This window comes from Myxococcus sp. CA056 (assembly GCF_013336715.1).
Taxonomy (GTDB): Bacteria; Myxococcota; Myxococcia; order Myxococcales; family Myxococcaceae; genus Myxococcus; species Myxococcus llanfairpwllgwyngyllgogerychwyrndrobwllllantysiliogogogochensis.
Window position 1 is genome coordinate 706,354 of the sequence record NZ_JABUMT010000001.1, and the last position, 14,791, is coordinate 721,144.

Sequence of the window (14,791 nt, forward strand, 5' to 3'; positions counted from 1 at the left end):
GAAGGGGTGAGCGCCCGGAGGTCGAAGTGGTTCGATAACAGGTCGAAGGGGCGCGAAAAAGCGCCCCCTACTGAACGCTCGAACCCCCTCGTTTCAGCCCGCTTTCTCGCGAGAAATTCAGGCCCTTCGGAGGCCTCAGGAGGGGCGCTGGGTCCCCGCGGGGCGCAGGGGGGCTGCCAGGCGCTCGGCCTCGGTTCCCAGTGGGCCCTCCGGGTCCTTCGCCCGGGCCTTCTCGAAGGCGGCGAGCGCCCCCTCGCGGTCTCCCTTCAGCTTGAGGGCCACGCCCACGTTGAGGTGCGCGGCGGCGGAATCCCGGTCCATGGACACCGCCTCGCGGAACAGTGTCAGCGCCTGGTCCACGTCACCCGACAGCAGCGCCTCCTTGCCCGCCTGGACGCGCTTCTCCGCGTCATTCACGAGTTCCACCTGGAAGACACTGTGGCCCACCACGTTGGCGATGAGCACGCGCAGGATGCCGCCCCAGTAGAAGGTGAGGCCCTCCGCGGCGACGACGGCCGCCAGCGGAAGGTCGGGGAGCAGCTGCTTGCCCCTGAACTTGAAGCGCACGCGGGTGTAGCGGCCCTTGTTGGCCCAGTGGACGACCTCGCCCTGGAGCTTGCGCAGCCCTTCTTCCATGCGCTTGGGGTCGATTTCGAAGGGCAGCACGCGGCCGTTGCCCTCCTCGCCCGAGGGCAGCGCCTTGGGCGCGTTGATTCCGGGCTCGTCGGTGAAGACGGGCTCGGCTTCGAGGACGATGGGAGGAGCCTCGACGGGCGCCGGGGTGCGAGCGGCGGCGGGCTTCGCCTTCGCCCTGCCCTCCCTGGGAGCAGCGGCACGGGCGGCGGGCTTCTTCACCTTCACCTTCGTGGCGGACTTGCGGGAGGAGCTCTTGGCCATGGTCATCACCTTAAACGAGCCACGGCGCAGACGCTTGCGCGCACCGGTTTGTCTGGACTGACAGAGAGCTTCTTCACGAGGGCTCGATAGGACTTCACATGGGGGCGGTCCTCGGCGCGGACGAGGTCGGGGATGATGGCCGCGCCTTCCCCCGAAAGGATTTCCGACGCATGAAGCGCGCCCGGCACGCCCTCCTCTCCGCCCTGCTCCTCTCCGCTCCCCTGGCGGGCGCGGCCGGGGACTCCGTCGTCACTGGCGACCCCTGGCCGCGCATCCGCAAGGAGCGCATCCAGAAGCTGCTGCCCCAGGCCATGGCCCGCGCCAACGTGGATGCCTGGGTGGTGTTCTGCCGGGAGAACGACAATGACCCGCTGGCCATCCACGTCGGCGGGGAGAACGCGGGGGGCACCGCGGCCTTCCTGTTCCTTCGGCAGGGCGACGCGGTGCGCGCGGTGGCGCTGTCACCGGCGGGCGAGGCCACGGCGCTGCGCGAAGTGGGGCCGCTGGACGAAGTCGTTCCGCTGGAGCGCGGCGTGGACCTCTACGCGCAGGTGGCCGCGAGGCTCGCCGCCGCGAAGCCCGCGCGCATCGCCATCAACGCCTCCACGGCGGTGACGGTGGCGGACGGGCTGTCCTCCTCGCAGCGCACCGCGCTGGAGAAGGCGCTGTCCCCCGCTCAGCGCAAGAAGCTGGTGTCCGCCGAGGACGTCGTCTCCGAGTGGCTCTCCGTGAAGCTGCCCGAGGAGGTGGACATCCTGCGCAAGGCCGCCGCGCTCACCTCACAGCTCGAGGTGGAGGCGTACCAGAGCGTGGTGCCGGGCAAGACGCGCGACGTGGACGTGGCGCGCTTCCTCAAGAAGCGCATGGCGGAGCTGGGCGTGGGGGACGCGTGGGCGCCGGACCAGAACCCCAACGTCAACAGCGGGCCCACGCGAGGCCACTCACACGCCACCGAGCGCGTCATCCAGCCGGGTGACTTCATCCAGACGGACTTCGGCATCCGCGTGGGCGGCATGTGGGTGACGGACATCCAGCGCTTCGCCTACGTACTGGCCCCGGGTGAGACGCAGCCGCCGAAGGACGCGCTGGAGAAGTGGGAGAAGGGCAAGAAGGGCAGCCGTATCGCCCTGGCGGCCCTCAAGCCCGGCGCCACCGGGTGGGATGTGGACAAGGCCCAGCGTGACTGGATGCGCGAAGCGGGCTCCGAGCCCGTCATGTGGGGCACCGGTCATCCCGTGGGCTACTGGGCACACGACGTGGGCCCCGCCCTCTCCGGCGGCGCGAAGCCCAGGCCCGCGAAGGGACAGTCCCTGCGCATCGTCCGCCCCGGACAGGTGTTCGCCTTCGACGGCTTCTTCGCCTGGCAGGACGGCGCTCCGGACGCGCAGCGCATCGTCTCCGTGGAGGAGATGGCCGTCGTCACCGAGACGGGCGCCGAGTACCTGATTCCTCCCCAGGAAGACCTCGTGCTCATTCCCTCCGCGCCCGCACCGGGGCAATCGGGACCTGCGGCTCCCAGGCCGCGCTGACGAGTTGCGTCGCGCGCCCTACCCTCCAGGCTGGCCCGGCTCATAGGATGAGCCGGGCTTGCCGGGAGAGCGCGATGCAGACCGTGCTGGTAATCGACGATGATTTGTTCGTGCTCTCGCTGGTATCGGACATCGTCCAGAGCGCGGGCTACCGCGTGGTGACGGTGCAGTCTCCGGAGGCGGCCTTCCAGCAGGACCTGGAGAACATCTCCGCCATCCTCTGCGACTACAACATGCCGGAGATGAATGGCGCGGATGTGCTCATCGCCATGCGGGAGCTGAAGGAGTGCCGCGCGCCCTTCATCTTCCTCACCGGACACGAGCAGCTCGACGACCTCATCCCCGTCGCCATCCGCTACGGCGCGGAGCTGCTGCCCAAACCCATCCATCCGGTGGAGCTGATTCGACTGCTCATGAAACAGCTCGCCAACGTCGCGGCCTGAAACATCGCGACACGACGAGACAGTCAGAAGCGCCCGAGGCTCGATATCGCCTCGGGCACTGTTTCACGCGCTCGGGTCAGGCCAACGCCTGGATGAGTCGCTCGGCCTGCTCGCGCCACTCAGGAGCGAGGCGGGGCAGCGCCAGCAGCTCGCGCGCGAGCGCCTTCGCCTGGTCCTTCTGCCCCAGGCGCGCGTGCACCACCGCCAGGTTGAGCCGGGGCTCCGGACGCTCCGGCGCGCGGCGATGCGCCTCTTCCAGCACCTCCAGCGCCTGCTGTCCGGCACCGGGGAGTTCATCCTCCGGGATGCGCATCAGCAGATTGCCCAGGTTGTTGGCGGGGGCCCAGTCGTCCGGGGACAGCTTCACGGCCTCGCGCCACGCGGACAGCGCGGCGGGGATGTCCACCGGCTCCGTGGCCTCCAGCGCCATGCCCTCCACCATGCGGCTCTGCGCGGTGGCCTGGCCTCGCGACGCCAGCTTCCGGCACAGCTCCAGCGCTTCCGGCAGCCGGCCCTGCGCCAGCCGCAGCCGCGCCAGGTTCCCCTGCGCCGCCGGGCTGTCCGGCTCCACGCGCGCCAGCGTCTCCGCCGCCTTCACCGCGCCGGGCAGGTTGCCTCGCGCCAGCAGCACGTTGCACAGCCCGTTGAGCAGATACGGGTCGTCCGGGAGGACCTTCAGGCCCGTGGTGAGCAGCTCCTCGGCGGCTTCCAACTCGCCACCTGCCTGGAGCGCCACCGCGAGCACCAGGTAGCTGGGCCCGTGCCTCGGGTTGAGGCGCAAGGACTCCTGGAGGTGGTGGAAGCCGTCCTTCAGCTTCTCCTGCGCGAAGAGCACGCGCCCCAGGTGGAAGTGGTGGATGCCCGCGTCCGGAGCCAGCTTCACCGCGCGCTCCAGCGCCGACTGCGCCGCCGCGTTGTCGCCCGCTTCCGCCAGCAGGTAGCCCTGGCCGAACCACGCCTCGGCACGCTGGGGCTGCGCCTTCGCGACCTTCCGATAGAGCGCCAGCGCGCCGGCCGCATCGCCGCGTCGGGTGAGGAGCGCGGCGCGGACGAGCTGCACGCCCGGCTCTTCCGCGCTCAGGCCCAGAAGCCACGACTCCGCCTGGGCCTCGTTGCCATCAAATGCCGCGAGCCGGGCGAGCGCGACCCGGGCCGCCAGGTCCGAAGCATCGCGCTTGAGCGCGGCCTCGGCCTCACGGCGTGCCTGGTCCAGCTCCCCGGCTGCGAGAAGTGCGTCGTACCTGGCGGTCTCCGCCATCAGCCAAACAGCCCCTTGAAGAAGTTGCCGACGGACTTCACCACATTCTTGACCACTTCGACCGGCTTCTCGACGACGCTCTTCACCGCGTCGGCAATCTTGCCGAAGTTGATGTCGACGTCGAAGCCCAGCTTGAAGCCGATGCCCAGCGCCGCGCCGAAGTCCACGCGCGCCTTGAAGCGGCCGTTGTCCCAGCTCGCCTCGGCACGGGCCGACACACCGACACCCGCCCACGCCTCCGCACGACCGGTGACGCCGCCGTAGTCGCCCAGCTTCACGTTGGCCGTCACACCGGCGCGGGCGCCGATGAAGGCGTCACCGCCGACACGAGCCGCGTACTTGCCGTTGATGGGGTCCAGCGTCACTTCACCGTGGAGACCCGCCTTGGCGCCCACCCAGGCCTTGCCCTGGAGCTCCGCCTGAATCGGACCGACGCCCGCGCGCAGGGTGCCTTCGGCGTCCACCAGCGTGGCCTTCGCGTCCAGGTCACCCCGGGCGAACAGCTTGCCACCCTCGATGCCGACCTCGCCGGAGCCCTTCAGCTCCGCCTCGAGGACGCTCATCTTGCCGTAGCCCTGGGCCACGCTGTTCGCGTCGCCGAAGCCGCCCTCGAACTTCTTGACCGCCGCGCCCTTGGTGAACTGGCCGTCGATGCCGACCTTCGGAATCTGACCCAGCAGGCCCGCCAGGGGCCCCGTCACGCGCCCGGAGGACTCGTGCTGGGACTCCGTGCTGTAGCTGGTGTTCCAGTTCTGCGTGGTGCTCTTCTCACGCTCGAAGTGGCTCTGGAGGCGGCCGTCCTGGAAGGTCGTCTGGACGCCGGTGTTCGTGTCCTTGACCACCTTCTCCGTGGTCGTGTTCTTCACCACCGGCGTGTTCTGGGCGGTCTGCGTGGACCGAGACTGGGGCTGCTGACCGCGGCGGATGGAGCGATCACTCATGAAAGACCTCGGAACGGGGACGACCGAAAGAGAATGTGAGGGATTCTCGTGGGCTGTGTGGATCAGTTGCGTCCTGGACGGAGTTTTTCCTACAGGCGCGCCATGAACCAGCGGGCAATGAGCGGAATACTGGCCCCCACCCCCACGAGCCCGAGCCCCACGATGAGCCGGACGAAGCTGGGCGCATGGGCGCCGGGCTCCAGCACCGCGTCCGTCGGGTCCCGTGGGTTGTAGGCGACCCGGACCGACTGTCCAGGCGGGTAGCGACGCAGGGTGGCCTGGGCGTCCTGGGGGTTGGTGCGCGCGGTGGGGTCCACGCGCAGGGTGGCGGTGCCCACCAGCACGCGGCCCACGGAGTACTCGTACTGGACGCGGGCTTCGTAATGGATGCGGGGCTCGGGTTGGCCGGGAACCGGGAGGCGGTGTTCCACTTCCTCGGCGGCCAGGACGGTGCCGGGCACGGTGGGCCAGCGGCGGGAGCGCAGGGCCCTCAGGACGTCCTTGAGACCGGCGACCACGAAGACTCCGCCGACCGCCGCGAGCAGCGCACAGATGACGCAGATGACGACCCAGAGCACGCGCACCGCGCGGACACTACCAGAAGCCCCCGGGCGGCACGGCTTGCGGCCCGTCTCTCAGCCCATCACCACGAAGAGCTGCCGGCACTGCGCCAGGAGCTGGCCGTCCTCGGTCCACAGCTGCTGGAAGTCCTCCGAGTAGCCTCCACTCGCCTGGAGGGAGCGACCGGTGCGCAGGAACTGGGCGTCCGGCTTCAGGCCCGCCTGAGGCAGCGTCTGGAAGAAGTGCATCGTGAAGTCCACGGTGGCGGCGGGGCGGAAGCCGTCCACGCGAGAGAGCACCGAGGGCGGGTACGCATCCATCAGCCCCACGCACAGGGGCGCATCCAGCACCGTCGGCTCCCTCGGGCGCAGCCAGCCGCCCGTCTCCGCGACGGCGGCCCCCGCGTACGGCGCCGAGCCGATGCAGAAGCGAAACTCGAAGAAGCGGCAGAAGTCCGGCATGGGCACGTCGTCCGGAGTCATCGGCACCTCGTGCGGAGGCGGGACTTTCGGGGGCGACATCTCCAGGTACTCGATGGCGCCTCCGCGCGCCGCGCCAAAGGTCGCGCTGCCCATGGCCACCACGCCGGAGTCGTTCTCCACGCGCACCGTGGCGTGGGTGACCAGCTTCCCCGCCCGTTCGATGCGCGTCGTCACCCGTGCCTCGCCCTCCACGGCGGGAGCGCAGAAGTGCATGGTGAAGGAGCGCACCGGCCGCGCCGCGTCACCCACCGTGTGCTCCAGCGCGCGCAGCGCGGTGCCCGCGACCAGGCCTCCATACGCGCCCCGCCCCTGGTACCAGGGCGAGGTGAAGCGGACGAGGTAGCGGTTCGGCCCGACGGGCTCGGGCGTGGAGGCGGCGAGGAAGGCGGCGGTCATGTCGCGACGCACCGTATCAAGCCACCGCCCGCCGAGAACGGACTGTCAGCGCCGGGCGACCGGGCGTGCGCGTGTCACCGCGTCAGGCGCCAGTCGATGGGCGGCCGGCCCTTGGACTCCAGGGCCTGGTTCACCGCACTGAAAGGCCGGCTGCCGAAGAAGCCGCTGCTGGCCGACAGCGGAGACGGGTGCGTGCCCTCGATGACGACATGGCGCGTGGCATCGATGAGCTTCTTCTTCTTCTGCGCGTACTTGCCCCACAGCAGGAAGACCACGGGCTCCGTCTTCTCGCTCACCGCGCGGATGACCGCGTCCGTGAAGGCCTCCCAGCCATGGCCCGCGTGGCTGTTGGGCTCCGCCTGGCGCACCGTCAGCACCGCGTTGAGCAGCAGCACGCCCTGCTCCGCCCAGGCAATCAACGAGCCGTCCTTGGGACGCGGCACCTTCACGTCCGCCTCCAGCTCCTTGAAGATGTTCACCAGCGAGGGCGGCGAGGGCACCCCGGGCTTCACCGAGAACGCCAGCCCATGCGCCTGCCCTGGCCCGTGGTACGGGTCCTGGCCCAGGAGCAGCACGCGCACGTCGGCATAGGGCGTCAGCCGGAAGGCGGAGAACAGGTCCTCCTCCGAGGGGAAGACGGTGGCCTCCTGGCGCTCCTGCGCGACGAAGCGCTCCAGTTCCTGGAACGAAGGTGAATCGAGCGCGGCCTTGAGCGCCTGCTTCCAGTCCTTCGGCAGCTTGTCCTGCAACATGTGAGTGCCTCCCCGACCAACACGGCGGGGCATTGAAACACCCCCTTCCCACAGGGCCCATCCCTTTCGTGACGCCGTCGGAGAGCCGACAGCGTCACAGGAGGCAGGCGGGCGGGCACGGCGGGTTCTTGGGCGGAAGGCACCGGCCGCGCTAGCCTGGGGGGCGCCATGACGATGTACACCGAGTCACTCCGCGCCTTCCTCAAGCCCGTCCTGCCCTACCTGGACGACGAGGCGGTGTCGGAGATCATGATCAACGGCCCGACCGACGTGTGGATCGAGAAGAAGGGCCGCCTGTCGCGCACGGACGCCACCTTCACCGAGGAAGGCCTCATCGGTGCCGCGCGCAACATGGCCCAGTTCGTCGGCCGCATGCTCACCGAGGAAAGGCCCCGCCTGGACGCGCGCCTTCCGGATGGAAGCCGCATCCACGTGGTGATTCCGCCGATTGCCCGCAAGGGCACCACCATCTCCATCCGCAAGTTCTTCAAGGAAAAGCTCACCATCAATTCCTTGTTGAAGTTCGGCTCGCTGACGCCGCAGATGGCACGGCTCATCGAGGCGGGCATCGCCACCAAGCTCAACATGCTGGTGGCCGGCGGCACGGGCTCCGGCAAGACGACGCTGCTCAACATCGTCTCCTCCCTCATCCCCGACGAGGAGCGCATCCTCACCATCGAGGACTCGGCGGAGCTCCAGCTCAACCAGACACACGTCGTCGCCTTCGAGAGCCGTCCGCCGGACAAGTTCGGCAAGGGCGGCGTGGACATGGGAGACCTGTTGCACTCGGCCCTGCGTCTGCGGCCGGACCGAATCGTGGTCGGCGAGGTGCGCGGCGGCGAGGCCTTTCACCTCATGCAGGCGATGAACACGGGCCACGGCGGCTCGCTGGCCACCACGCACGCCAACACGCCCACGGACACGCTGCGCCGCGTGGAGTCCCTGTGCCTCATGTCCGGCATCGAGCTGCCCATGGTCGCCGTCCGCGCCCAGGTGGCCAGCGCCATCAACTTCATCATCTGCTGCGAGCGCTTCCACGACGGCAGTCGCAAGACGAGCGCCCTGTCGGAGGTGCTGCCGCTCACCGAGAAGGGCGACTACCGCACCCAGGACATCTTCGTCTTCACGCCCGTCACCAAGGACGAGGACGACCACATCCTCGGCTACCACGCGCCCACGGGCATCATCCCCAACTTCGTCGCCAAGGCGAAGGCGTACGGCTTCGCTGACCTGGACGAGTCCTTCTTCGACCCGGCGACGTACGGCATCCCCCCTCCGCCCGTCTTCCACGCCGGCGAGGCGTACACCGTGCGCTGGGCCCCTTCGCTGAAGCACCGCGAGGAGGGACGTCCGGACCCCGACCACTTCAAGAAGGAGTGGTCCGACTTCGAGGAGAAGCTCCGGCAGGATGCCCGCGACGCCAAGGCCGCGCCCCCCGTCCAGGTGCAGGTGCCCGCGAGCCTCCCCGCGTCCGTCGCCAAGCCGGCAACGCCGCCTCCCGCGGCCCGGCCCGCCACCGCCACCCCGCCCGCGGGCCACGCCGCCGCCAGGCCCGTGGCCGCGCCGCGTCCACCGCCGCCTCCCGACGAGGGCGATGACGACCGGACGCCGCCCCCGACCCGGAACCCCTTCGCCTCCGAGGCCAAGGTGGAAGTGGACGAGGAGCTGCTCACCGACGCGGGCCGCCCCCCGCCGCCGCGCCGCCCCGGCACGCCCCCACCCAGGCCTCCGCCCCCCGGCGGCGCCCGTCCCGCGCTCGCCGCGCGCAGACCCCCGCCGTCCATCCCCTCCCGCCCCGCCGACGATGAAGAAGACGAGGACACCAGCGCCCCTTCGGGGCCGAAGGAAACCTCCGAGAAGACGCAGATCCGCCCCGCGCCCCCCGAGCGCCCCCGCCGCTGAAGTTTGACTGACAGTCCTCGGGTGCTCCCACCGCCCTACCTGGGCGGTGGGGTCAGCTCCCACCGCACGCACCGAGAGCGTGCGCGATGCCACCCGAGGTGAGCAGCCCCTGATTCCCGGCCTTGCGAGGAGGTCGTGTCGGGGGGAAAGTGATCGTGTGTTGATCTCCCTCGTCGCCGTTCTCTCCGTGGTCGCCCAGGCGCCCACGGCGCTCCCGCAGGGGCCCCTGAGTGTGTTGATCGCCCCACCGGATGCGACGGGAGCCCCGGCCCACATCGTCGAGTTCGCGCAGGAGCACGTGGCGGAGCAGCTCGAGTCGCGCGGGCTGCGCGTCATCCGCATCGAGAACGTCACCCGGAAGCTGCCCGCCACGCGGCGCCGCACGCTGCTGCGCTGCAAGCGCACGGAGGCCCCGTGTCTCCAGTGGCTCGGCACGGCCAGCAAGGCGGAGGTCGTCCTGGTGGCGGAGCTGGGCCCACGGGCTGGCGGCTACCGCGCCGGCGCGCGCGCCTATGCGGCGAAGGACGGCATGCTCATCTCCGAGCACTTCGTCCTCGACGTGCCGGAGGACAAGCTCCTGGACGCCCTCACCCAGGCCCTGGACGTGGTGGTGCTCAACACGCAGCGCGCGCTGCGGGGACTGCCCCCCGCGCCGCCCATTGACGACGTGCCACCTCCCACGCGGGTGGCCCGGCCTTCCGTGAAGGACGCGCCGCCGCCCGTGGAGCGCGTCACGCCACCGCCGATGGAAACACCGTCCGTCGCCGTCGCCACGACGTCCTCCGCGCGCCGCTGGGCGTGGCTGCCCGCGGCCGGAGGTGTGGTGCTGGCGGGAGTGGGGACGGTGTTCTACCTGAAGGCCCGGGACCGGTATGACACCCTGGAGAAGGGGACGGTCGACGCGCCCGTGCGCGACTCGAAGGCGCTGGTGTCGGAAGGAAAGCAGGCGCAGACGGTGAGCCGCGTGGCCCTTGGCGTGGGCGCCGCGGGCATCGTCGCTGGCGCGGTGATGTTCCTGTGGCCCGATGACCCGCCCCCGCAGGTCCTCCCCTCCGCCGCCGTGAGCTCCGGTGGCGCCATGGTCGGACTGTCCGGGACGTGGCCGTGACTTCGAGGAATCCCATGCGAAAAATCTGGACGCTCGGAGCGATGGGCACGGCGCTCGCGGCGGTGCTTTCCGCGGGGGGCTGCTACGACTTCGACGCCGCGCAGAAGCGCTGCCGCGACGAGGGACGGTGCGAGCAGCAGGTCGTGCCAGACGCGGGCTGCATCCCCACCAACACCGGGGAGGACCCTCCGGACGATGAGTTCAAGGACTCCGACTGCGATGGCGTGGATGGTCGGGCCAGCGCGGGCCTCTTCATCGACCCGGTGTACGGCGACGACGTCGCCGGCACGGGCACCCGCGAGGCTCCGCTGCGCACCGTGCGCCACGCGCTCGGGCTGCTGCGCCAGTGGGACGGCGGCGCCCCGACGCGGCTGTACCTCGCGGGCGGCACCTATGACGAGGGCGAGCTGGTGCTGGACATGCCCGTCTCCGTGCACGGTGGCTATTCGGGGCGCGACGGCGGCTGGGGACGCGTCAGTGGCCAGGTGGCCGTGTTGGACAACGGCGGCACGACGGGCCTCACCGTGCGGGGCGTGACGGACGCGGGAATCGTACTGGAGTACCTGCACATCCGCTCCGCGGACGCGGTGGAGCCCGGGCAGCCCTCCATCGCCTTGAAGGTCATCGACGCTTCGGGCGTGCGGCTGCGTCACACCGTGCTGGAGGCGGGACGCGGCGCGACGGGTGCACAGGGCCTGACTGGCGATGCGGGCGCGGAGGGTCCGGTGGGCCTGGTGGGCGCGGTCACCACGGGAAACCCGAGGGTGATACCGGGAATCGGAGGTGAAGGCGGCGTCAACGTCCTCTGTCCCGGCGTCGGCGGAAGCGCTGGAGGCCGAGGCGCGAATGGCGCGCACCTGACCTCGGGTGCCGACGGCGGCCCGGGCGAGCCGGGCCCCTCATCCGGAGCCCCGTTGCTGGGAGGCGCTGGAGGAATCGGCGGCGACAAGACCGAGTTCACCTGTCCGGCAAGCGGCCTCTGCATCTGCGTCGCGGGGACGGGCACGCACGGCGGCAGGGGAGCCCAGGGGGGCGGAGGCGACGCGGGCTCGAGCGGTTCCGGCCTGGGGGTGCTCTCCAAGGAGAACCAGACCTGGTCGGTGGGCGTTGAGCAGCAAGGAGGAATTGGGGAGCCTGGCCAGACGGGCAGCGGCGGTGGCGGAGGCAGCAGCGGCGGCGGCTGCATCCTCACCAACAGAACCGTGGACGTGGCGGCCAGCGGCGGTGGCGGCGGCGGCGGCGCGGGAGGCTGCCCCGGCACGGGCGGCACGGGTGGTGGCGGGGGTGGGGCGTCCATCGGCCTGCTCGTGTTCGACGCCCAGGTGTCCCTGGAAGCGGGCTCCCGTATCGAGACGCTCGGAGGCGGCGCGGGCGGCAAGGGCGGCGCGGGCGGCGTCGGCGGACTCGGCGGGGACGGAGGCCTGGGCAGCGCCTTCGCCGATATCATCACGGAGGAGTCCGGCCAGACCATCAGAACCTACAGCGGCGTCGGCGGCAACGGGGGCTCAGGCGGCCCCGGCGGCCCCGGCGGAATGGGGGGCGGTGGGGGCGGCGGTCCATCGGTGGGCATCTGGTGTCAGCGGGGTCAGGTCACCCTGGATGGCGGGGTCACCATCGCCCAGGGGGCCGGCGGCGCGGGCGGCGAGAACAACGGCGGTGAGGGCGCATCCCTGCCAACGACGGGATGTGTGCCCATCCAATAGGGTCATCCGTCGGCTGTCCGACGCTGTTGGACAGGTCGACGCCGCGGGGTGTGCGGTGCTTGAACGCTCGCCCTGCACTCGGGTCCGAACCACATCGCGTCATTCACCTCGTCTTGGTACGCTGACCTTTCTTCCTGGCCCGAGATGGCTTCCGAGCTGAACTGCGAAACCTGTGGTTTTCCCGTCCCCGCGGACACTGGTGTGTGTCCGAGGGACGGCACCGTGGCACTCGCTTCGTTCCACGTCCCACCGTCGGCCCCGGCATCGCCGATGGCGGACGAGCCGAAGGTCGTCGTGCAGAGCACCCTGGAGGCCCTGACGGACGTGCCGAAGGATCCGCTCATCGGCTTGAAGCTGGGTGAGTACGAGCTGCGCGCTCGCATCGGCGTGGGCGGCATGGGCCTGGTGTACGAGGGCATCCAGCCGCTCATCGGCAAGCGCGTGGCGGTGAAGGTGCTCCGTCCGGAGCTGGCCCACTCCAACGAGCAGGTGGAGCGGCTTCTGGCCGAGGCCCGCGCGGTGAACGCCATCCGCCACCGGGGCATCATCGACATCTTCGGCTTCGGCCAGGTGCCGGACGGCCGGCAGTACATCGTCATGGAGTACCTGGAGGGTCAGCCGCTCGACGCCGTGCTGTCGGAGAAGAACCGGCTGCCCGTGCTGGAGGCCCTGCCCATCCTGGACGAGGTGCTCGCCGCGCTGGCCTCCGCGCATGGCGCGGGCGTGGTGCACCGGGACCTCAAGCCGAGCAACATCTTCCTCGTGCGCCAGCCGGACGGCTCGCGCTACGTGAAGGTGCTGGACTTCGGGCTCGCCAAGCGGGGCCAGGGCCCCACCGGCCGCACCGCGCAGACGCGCACGGACATGGTGGTGGGCACGCCGGAGTACATGGCCCCGGAGCAGGCGCGAGGCCAGGAGGTGGGTCCGATGACCGACCTCTACGCCCTGGGCGTGGTGACGTTCGAGATGGTGACGGGCCGGCTGCCCTTCGTGGGCAGTTCGCCCGTGGATCTGCTGATGAAGCACGTGGAGGCGCGGCCTCCCCGCCCCTCCGAGTTCGTCTCCGACCTGCCGCCCGCGCTGGATGCGTTCATCCTCCAGATGCTCACGAAGGACCCGGAGACGCGGCCCAACTCGGCGGACGCGCTGCGCCAGCAACTCCACAAGCTGCGCCGCTCGCTGCGCTCCACCCGCTCCAATCCCAGCGCGCTCGCGCCCACCCACGAGAAGCCCCCCTCGGCGGAGGACGCGGCCTCGCGACGCCCCACCACGCCCGTCCCCGTGCCTCCGGAGCTGACGCCGGAGAAAGGCGCCCGGCCCGCTCCCCAGCCCACCGGCACGCGCAAGTACCTGCCCGTCGCAGTCGCCCTTGGAACCTCCGTGGCGCTGCTCGCCGGAGCCGCCGCCATCGTCTTCCGGGAGCCGCCCCGCGCCGTGCCGCTCACGCATGCCGCCGCGCGGGAAGACGTCCCCTCGCGCGAGGTCCTCGCCGAGCCGCCTCCGCCCGCCCCGCTCGCGACTGGCGCACTGGACCAGCCAGGAGGCAGCCCAGCCCCGGCCGAAGAAGACGCGGCCCCCACGCCGCTCGACACGAACGGAGCGCTGGCGGCCACGGCCCCCGCTGACCACGCGGAGCAGGCGCCTCCCACGGCCCGCCCACCGCCCGCGCTCGAGGAGCCGGAGACCCCCGCCGTGGCTCGCTCCGGTCGCCCCGCGAGCACCTCCAAGCCCACGGTCAGCGCGGACGCGATGTCCCGGGGCAGGCTCCTCAAGCGCATCGACTCGCTGGAGGAGTCGATGCCGGAGCTCATCGGTCAGGGCCGCGTGACGAGCCCCGACGCGATGCTGAATCTGCTGACGAAGTACCGGCGGCAGGCCGAAGCGGCCGAGGACACGGAGACCCGCCGTGACATCAACAAGCGGCTCAACTCGCTGGAGAGCATGTTCATCAAGCCCTGAGCACCGGGCACAACGAGGCCCTCCAGCACGTCGTGCGCGCTACTCCAGGCAGCCCAGCTTCTGCGACGTCGCGTTGCGAGCCCGGTCCTCGCTCACCAGCTTCCACCCCGCGAGGTCCGCCAGCAGCGTGTCCCGGTCCTGACGCAGCACCGTGGGGTTCTTGCACTGGCGGATATCCCAGTAGCGATAGAAGGGCGGCAGCGCGAGCTGGAGCTCCGCCAGCTCCGGGAGCTGCAGGTCGCTGAGCTCCTTCTTGAAGAGGGTGAAGGCCGCGTCCTCCACGCCCACGACGCCCCGCTCGAAGTAGAGGATGGCCAGGTCGTAGGCGATGAGCTGGTCCTTCTGCATGAAGGCGTGCAGCCGGTGCGCGGCCACGGTGAGCTGGAGGTTGCCGGAGATGCCCAGGCCCTGGGCGATGCGCATGGCCAGCAGGCGCTCACAGGCGCCCTCTCCCGGAGGCGCCGTCCCCACCGTCGCGCCGACAAAGAGGCGCCACGCCCACGCCGCCCCGTCCTCGCGCGGCGTCTGGAAGTAGCGGGGGCACTCCATGTGGCGGATATAGAGCGCCACCAGGTCCTTCGGCAGGCGCGAGAAGTCGGGGCGGTTGAAGGCGATGGGACGGGGGTTGCGCTCGGACTGCCCGGCGCGGAGGCTCATCCGCTCGCCTTCGATGCTGTGCTTGAGCAGCTTGTCGACGTCGAACTCGCTCTCCAACTGGGGCAGCTTGCTGGCCGTATAGAGATACGTCAGCGGAATGAGCACGCCGGCCAGGCCGAGCATGAACAAGACTATCCAGAGAAGACTCTTCACCGCCCCAGGCTACCAGGGGCAGCACGCTCCCGGCACACGGGTTAAAACCG

At 70.7% G+C, this 14,791-nt stretch carries 13 protein-coding genes; 6 read left to right on the forward strand and 7 right to left on the reverse strand.

Translation table 11 applies throughout. The features are described from left to right. Positions 1-135: 135 nt before the first annotated feature. Positions 136-897 (reverse strand): M48 family metallopeptidase, encoded by a 762-nt coding sequence (locus tag HUA76_RS02870; RefSeq protein WP_174459934.1) that lies wholly within the window; start codon positions 895-897, stop codon positions 136-138. Between the two features lie 170 nt (positions 898-1,067). Here HUA76_RS02870 and HUA76_RS02875 point away from each other — a divergent pair, with 170 nt between their 5' ends. Together HUA76_RS02875 and HUA76_RS02880 are read left to right on the forward strand one after the other, a co-directional pair. Next, positions 1,068-2,426: a M24 family peptidase gene (locus HUA76_RS02875; protein WP_174459935.1), complete on the forward strand. Its 1,359-nt coding sequence runs from the start codon at positions 1,068-1,070 to the stop codon at positions 2,424-2,426. Between the two features lie 74 nt (positions 2,427-2,500). Further along, a complete protein-coding gene (locus HUA76_RS02880; protein ID WP_174459936.1) occupies positions 2,501-2,869 on the forward strand; it encodes a response regulator in 369 nt (122 codons plus the stop codon). A 76-nt stretch (positions 2,870-2,945) separates the two neighbouring features. On the opposite strand, the gene HUA76_RS02885 is transcribed toward HUA76_RS02880, so the two are convergent. The 5 genes from HUA76_RS02885 to ung form a co-directional block, all read right to left on the reverse strand. Continuing rightward, positions 2,946-4,127 carry a tetratricopeptide repeat protein gene (locus tag HUA76_RS02885; protein ID WP_174457402.1) on the reverse strand — a complete coding sequence of 394 codons (1,182 nt, stop codon included), beginning with the start codon at positions 4,125-4,127 and terminating at the stop codon, positions 2,946-2,948. Beyond that, positions 4,127-5,068, reverse strand: a complete 942-nt coding sequence (locus HUA76_RS02890; RefSeq protein WP_174459937.1) for a hypothetical protein — start codon at positions 5,066-5,068, stop codon at positions 4,127-4,129. Before HUA76_RS02890 ends, HUA76_RS02885 begins: the two co-directional genes overlap by 1 nt. An 89-nt stretch (positions 5,069-5,157) precedes the next feature. Then, complete coding sequence (locus HUA76_RS02895; RefSeq protein ID WP_174459938.1) at positions 5,158-5,652, reverse strand: DUF3592 domain-containing protein; 495 nt, start codon at positions 5,650-5,652, stop codon at positions 5,158-5,160. 51 nt (positions 5,653-5,703) lie between these two features. Beyond that, positions 5,704-6,507 (reverse strand): acyl-CoA thioesterase II, encoded by an 804-nt coding sequence (locus tag HUA76_RS02900; protein WP_141648105.1) that lies wholly within the window; start codon positions 6,505-6,507, stop codon positions 5,704-5,706. Between the two features lie 74 nt (positions 6,508-6,581). After that, positions 6,582-7,259 (reverse strand): uracil-DNA glycosylase, encoded by a 678-nt coding sequence (gene ung, locus HUA76_RS02905; protein WP_174459939.1) that lies wholly within the window; start codon positions 7,257-7,259, stop codon positions 6,582-6,584. A 168-nt stretch (positions 7,260-7,427) separates the two neighbouring features. On the opposite strand from ung, the gene HUA76_RS02910 reads away from it, so the two are divergent. The 4 genes from HUA76_RS02910 (at position 7,428) to HUA76_RS02925 (ending at position 13,931) form a co-directional block, all read left to right on the forward strand. Next, positions 7,428-9,161, forward strand: a complete 1,734-nt coding sequence (locus HUA76_RS02910; RefSeq protein ID WP_174459940.1) for a CpaF family protein — start codon at positions 7,428-7,430, stop codon at positions 9,159-9,161. A gap of 157 nt (positions 9,162-9,318) precedes the next feature. Then, complete coding sequence (locus HUA76_RS02915) at positions 9,319-10,269, forward strand: hypothetical protein (protein ID WP_371817328.1); 951 nt, start codon at positions 9,319-9,321, stop codon at positions 10,267-10,269. Positions 10,270-10,283: 14 nt separating this feature from the next. Next, complete coding sequence (locus tag HUA76_RS46205) at positions 10,284-11,972, forward strand: hypothetical protein (protein WP_174457406.1); 1,689 nt, start codon at positions 10,284-10,286, stop codon at positions 11,970-11,972. A gap of 144 nt (positions 11,973-12,116) precedes the next feature. After that, positions 12,117-13,931 (forward strand): serine/threonine-protein kinase, encoded by a 1,815-nt coding sequence (locus HUA76_RS02925; protein WP_174457407.1) that lies wholly within the window; start codon positions 12,117-12,119, stop codon positions 13,929-13,931. 39 nt (positions 13,932-13,970) lie between these two features. Here the strand turns inward: HUA76_RS02925 and HUA76_RS02930 are convergent, their stop codons facing one another. Next, positions 13,971-14,741: a transglycosylase domain-containing protein gene (locus HUA76_RS02930; protein WP_141649303.1), complete on the reverse strand. Its 771-nt coding sequence runs from the start codon at positions 14,739-14,741 to the stop codon at positions 13,971-13,973. Positions 14,742-14,791 lie beyond the last annotated feature (50 nt).

Coding starts and splice junctions, on each gene's coding strand:
- HUA76_RS02870 (WP_174459934.1), bottom strand. CDS start 897: ATGGCCAAGAGCTCCTCCCGCAAGTCCGCCACGAAGGTGAAGGTGAAG.
- HUA76_RS02875 (WP_174459935.1), top strand. CDS start 1,068: ATGAAGCGCGCCCGGCACGCCCTCCTCTCCGCCCTGCTCCTCTCCGCT.
- HUA76_RS02880 (WP_174459936.1), top strand. CDS start 2,501: ATGCAGACCGTGCTGGTAATCGACGATGATTTGTTCGTGCTCTCGCTG.
- HUA76_RS02885 (WP_174457402.1), bottom strand. CDS start 4,127: ATGGCGGAGACCGCCAGGTACGACGCACTTCTCGCAGCCGGGGAGCTG.
- HUA76_RS02890 (WP_174459937.1), bottom strand. CDS start 5,068: ATGAGTGATCGCTCCATCCGCCGCGGTCAGCAGCCCCAGTCTCGGTCC.
- HUA76_RS02900 (WP_141648105.1), bottom strand. CDS start 6,507: ATGACCGCCGCCTTCCTCGCCGCCTCCACGCCCGAGCCCGTCGGGCCG.
- ung (WP_174459939.1), bottom strand. CDS start 7,259: ATGTTGCAGGACAAGCTGCCGAAGGACTGGAAGCAGGCGCTCAAGGCC.
- HUA76_RS02910 (WP_174459940.1), top strand. CDS start 7,428: ATGACGATGTACACCGAGTCACTCCGCGCCTTCCTCAAGCCCGTCCTG.
- HUA76_RS46205 (WP_174457406.1), top strand. CDS start 10,284: ATGCGAAAAATCTGGACGCTCGGAGCGATGGGCACGGCGCTCGCGGCG.
- HUA76_RS02925 (WP_174457407.1), top strand. CDS start 12,117: ATGGCTTCCGAGCTGAACTGCGAAACCTGTGGTTTTCCCGTCCCCGCG.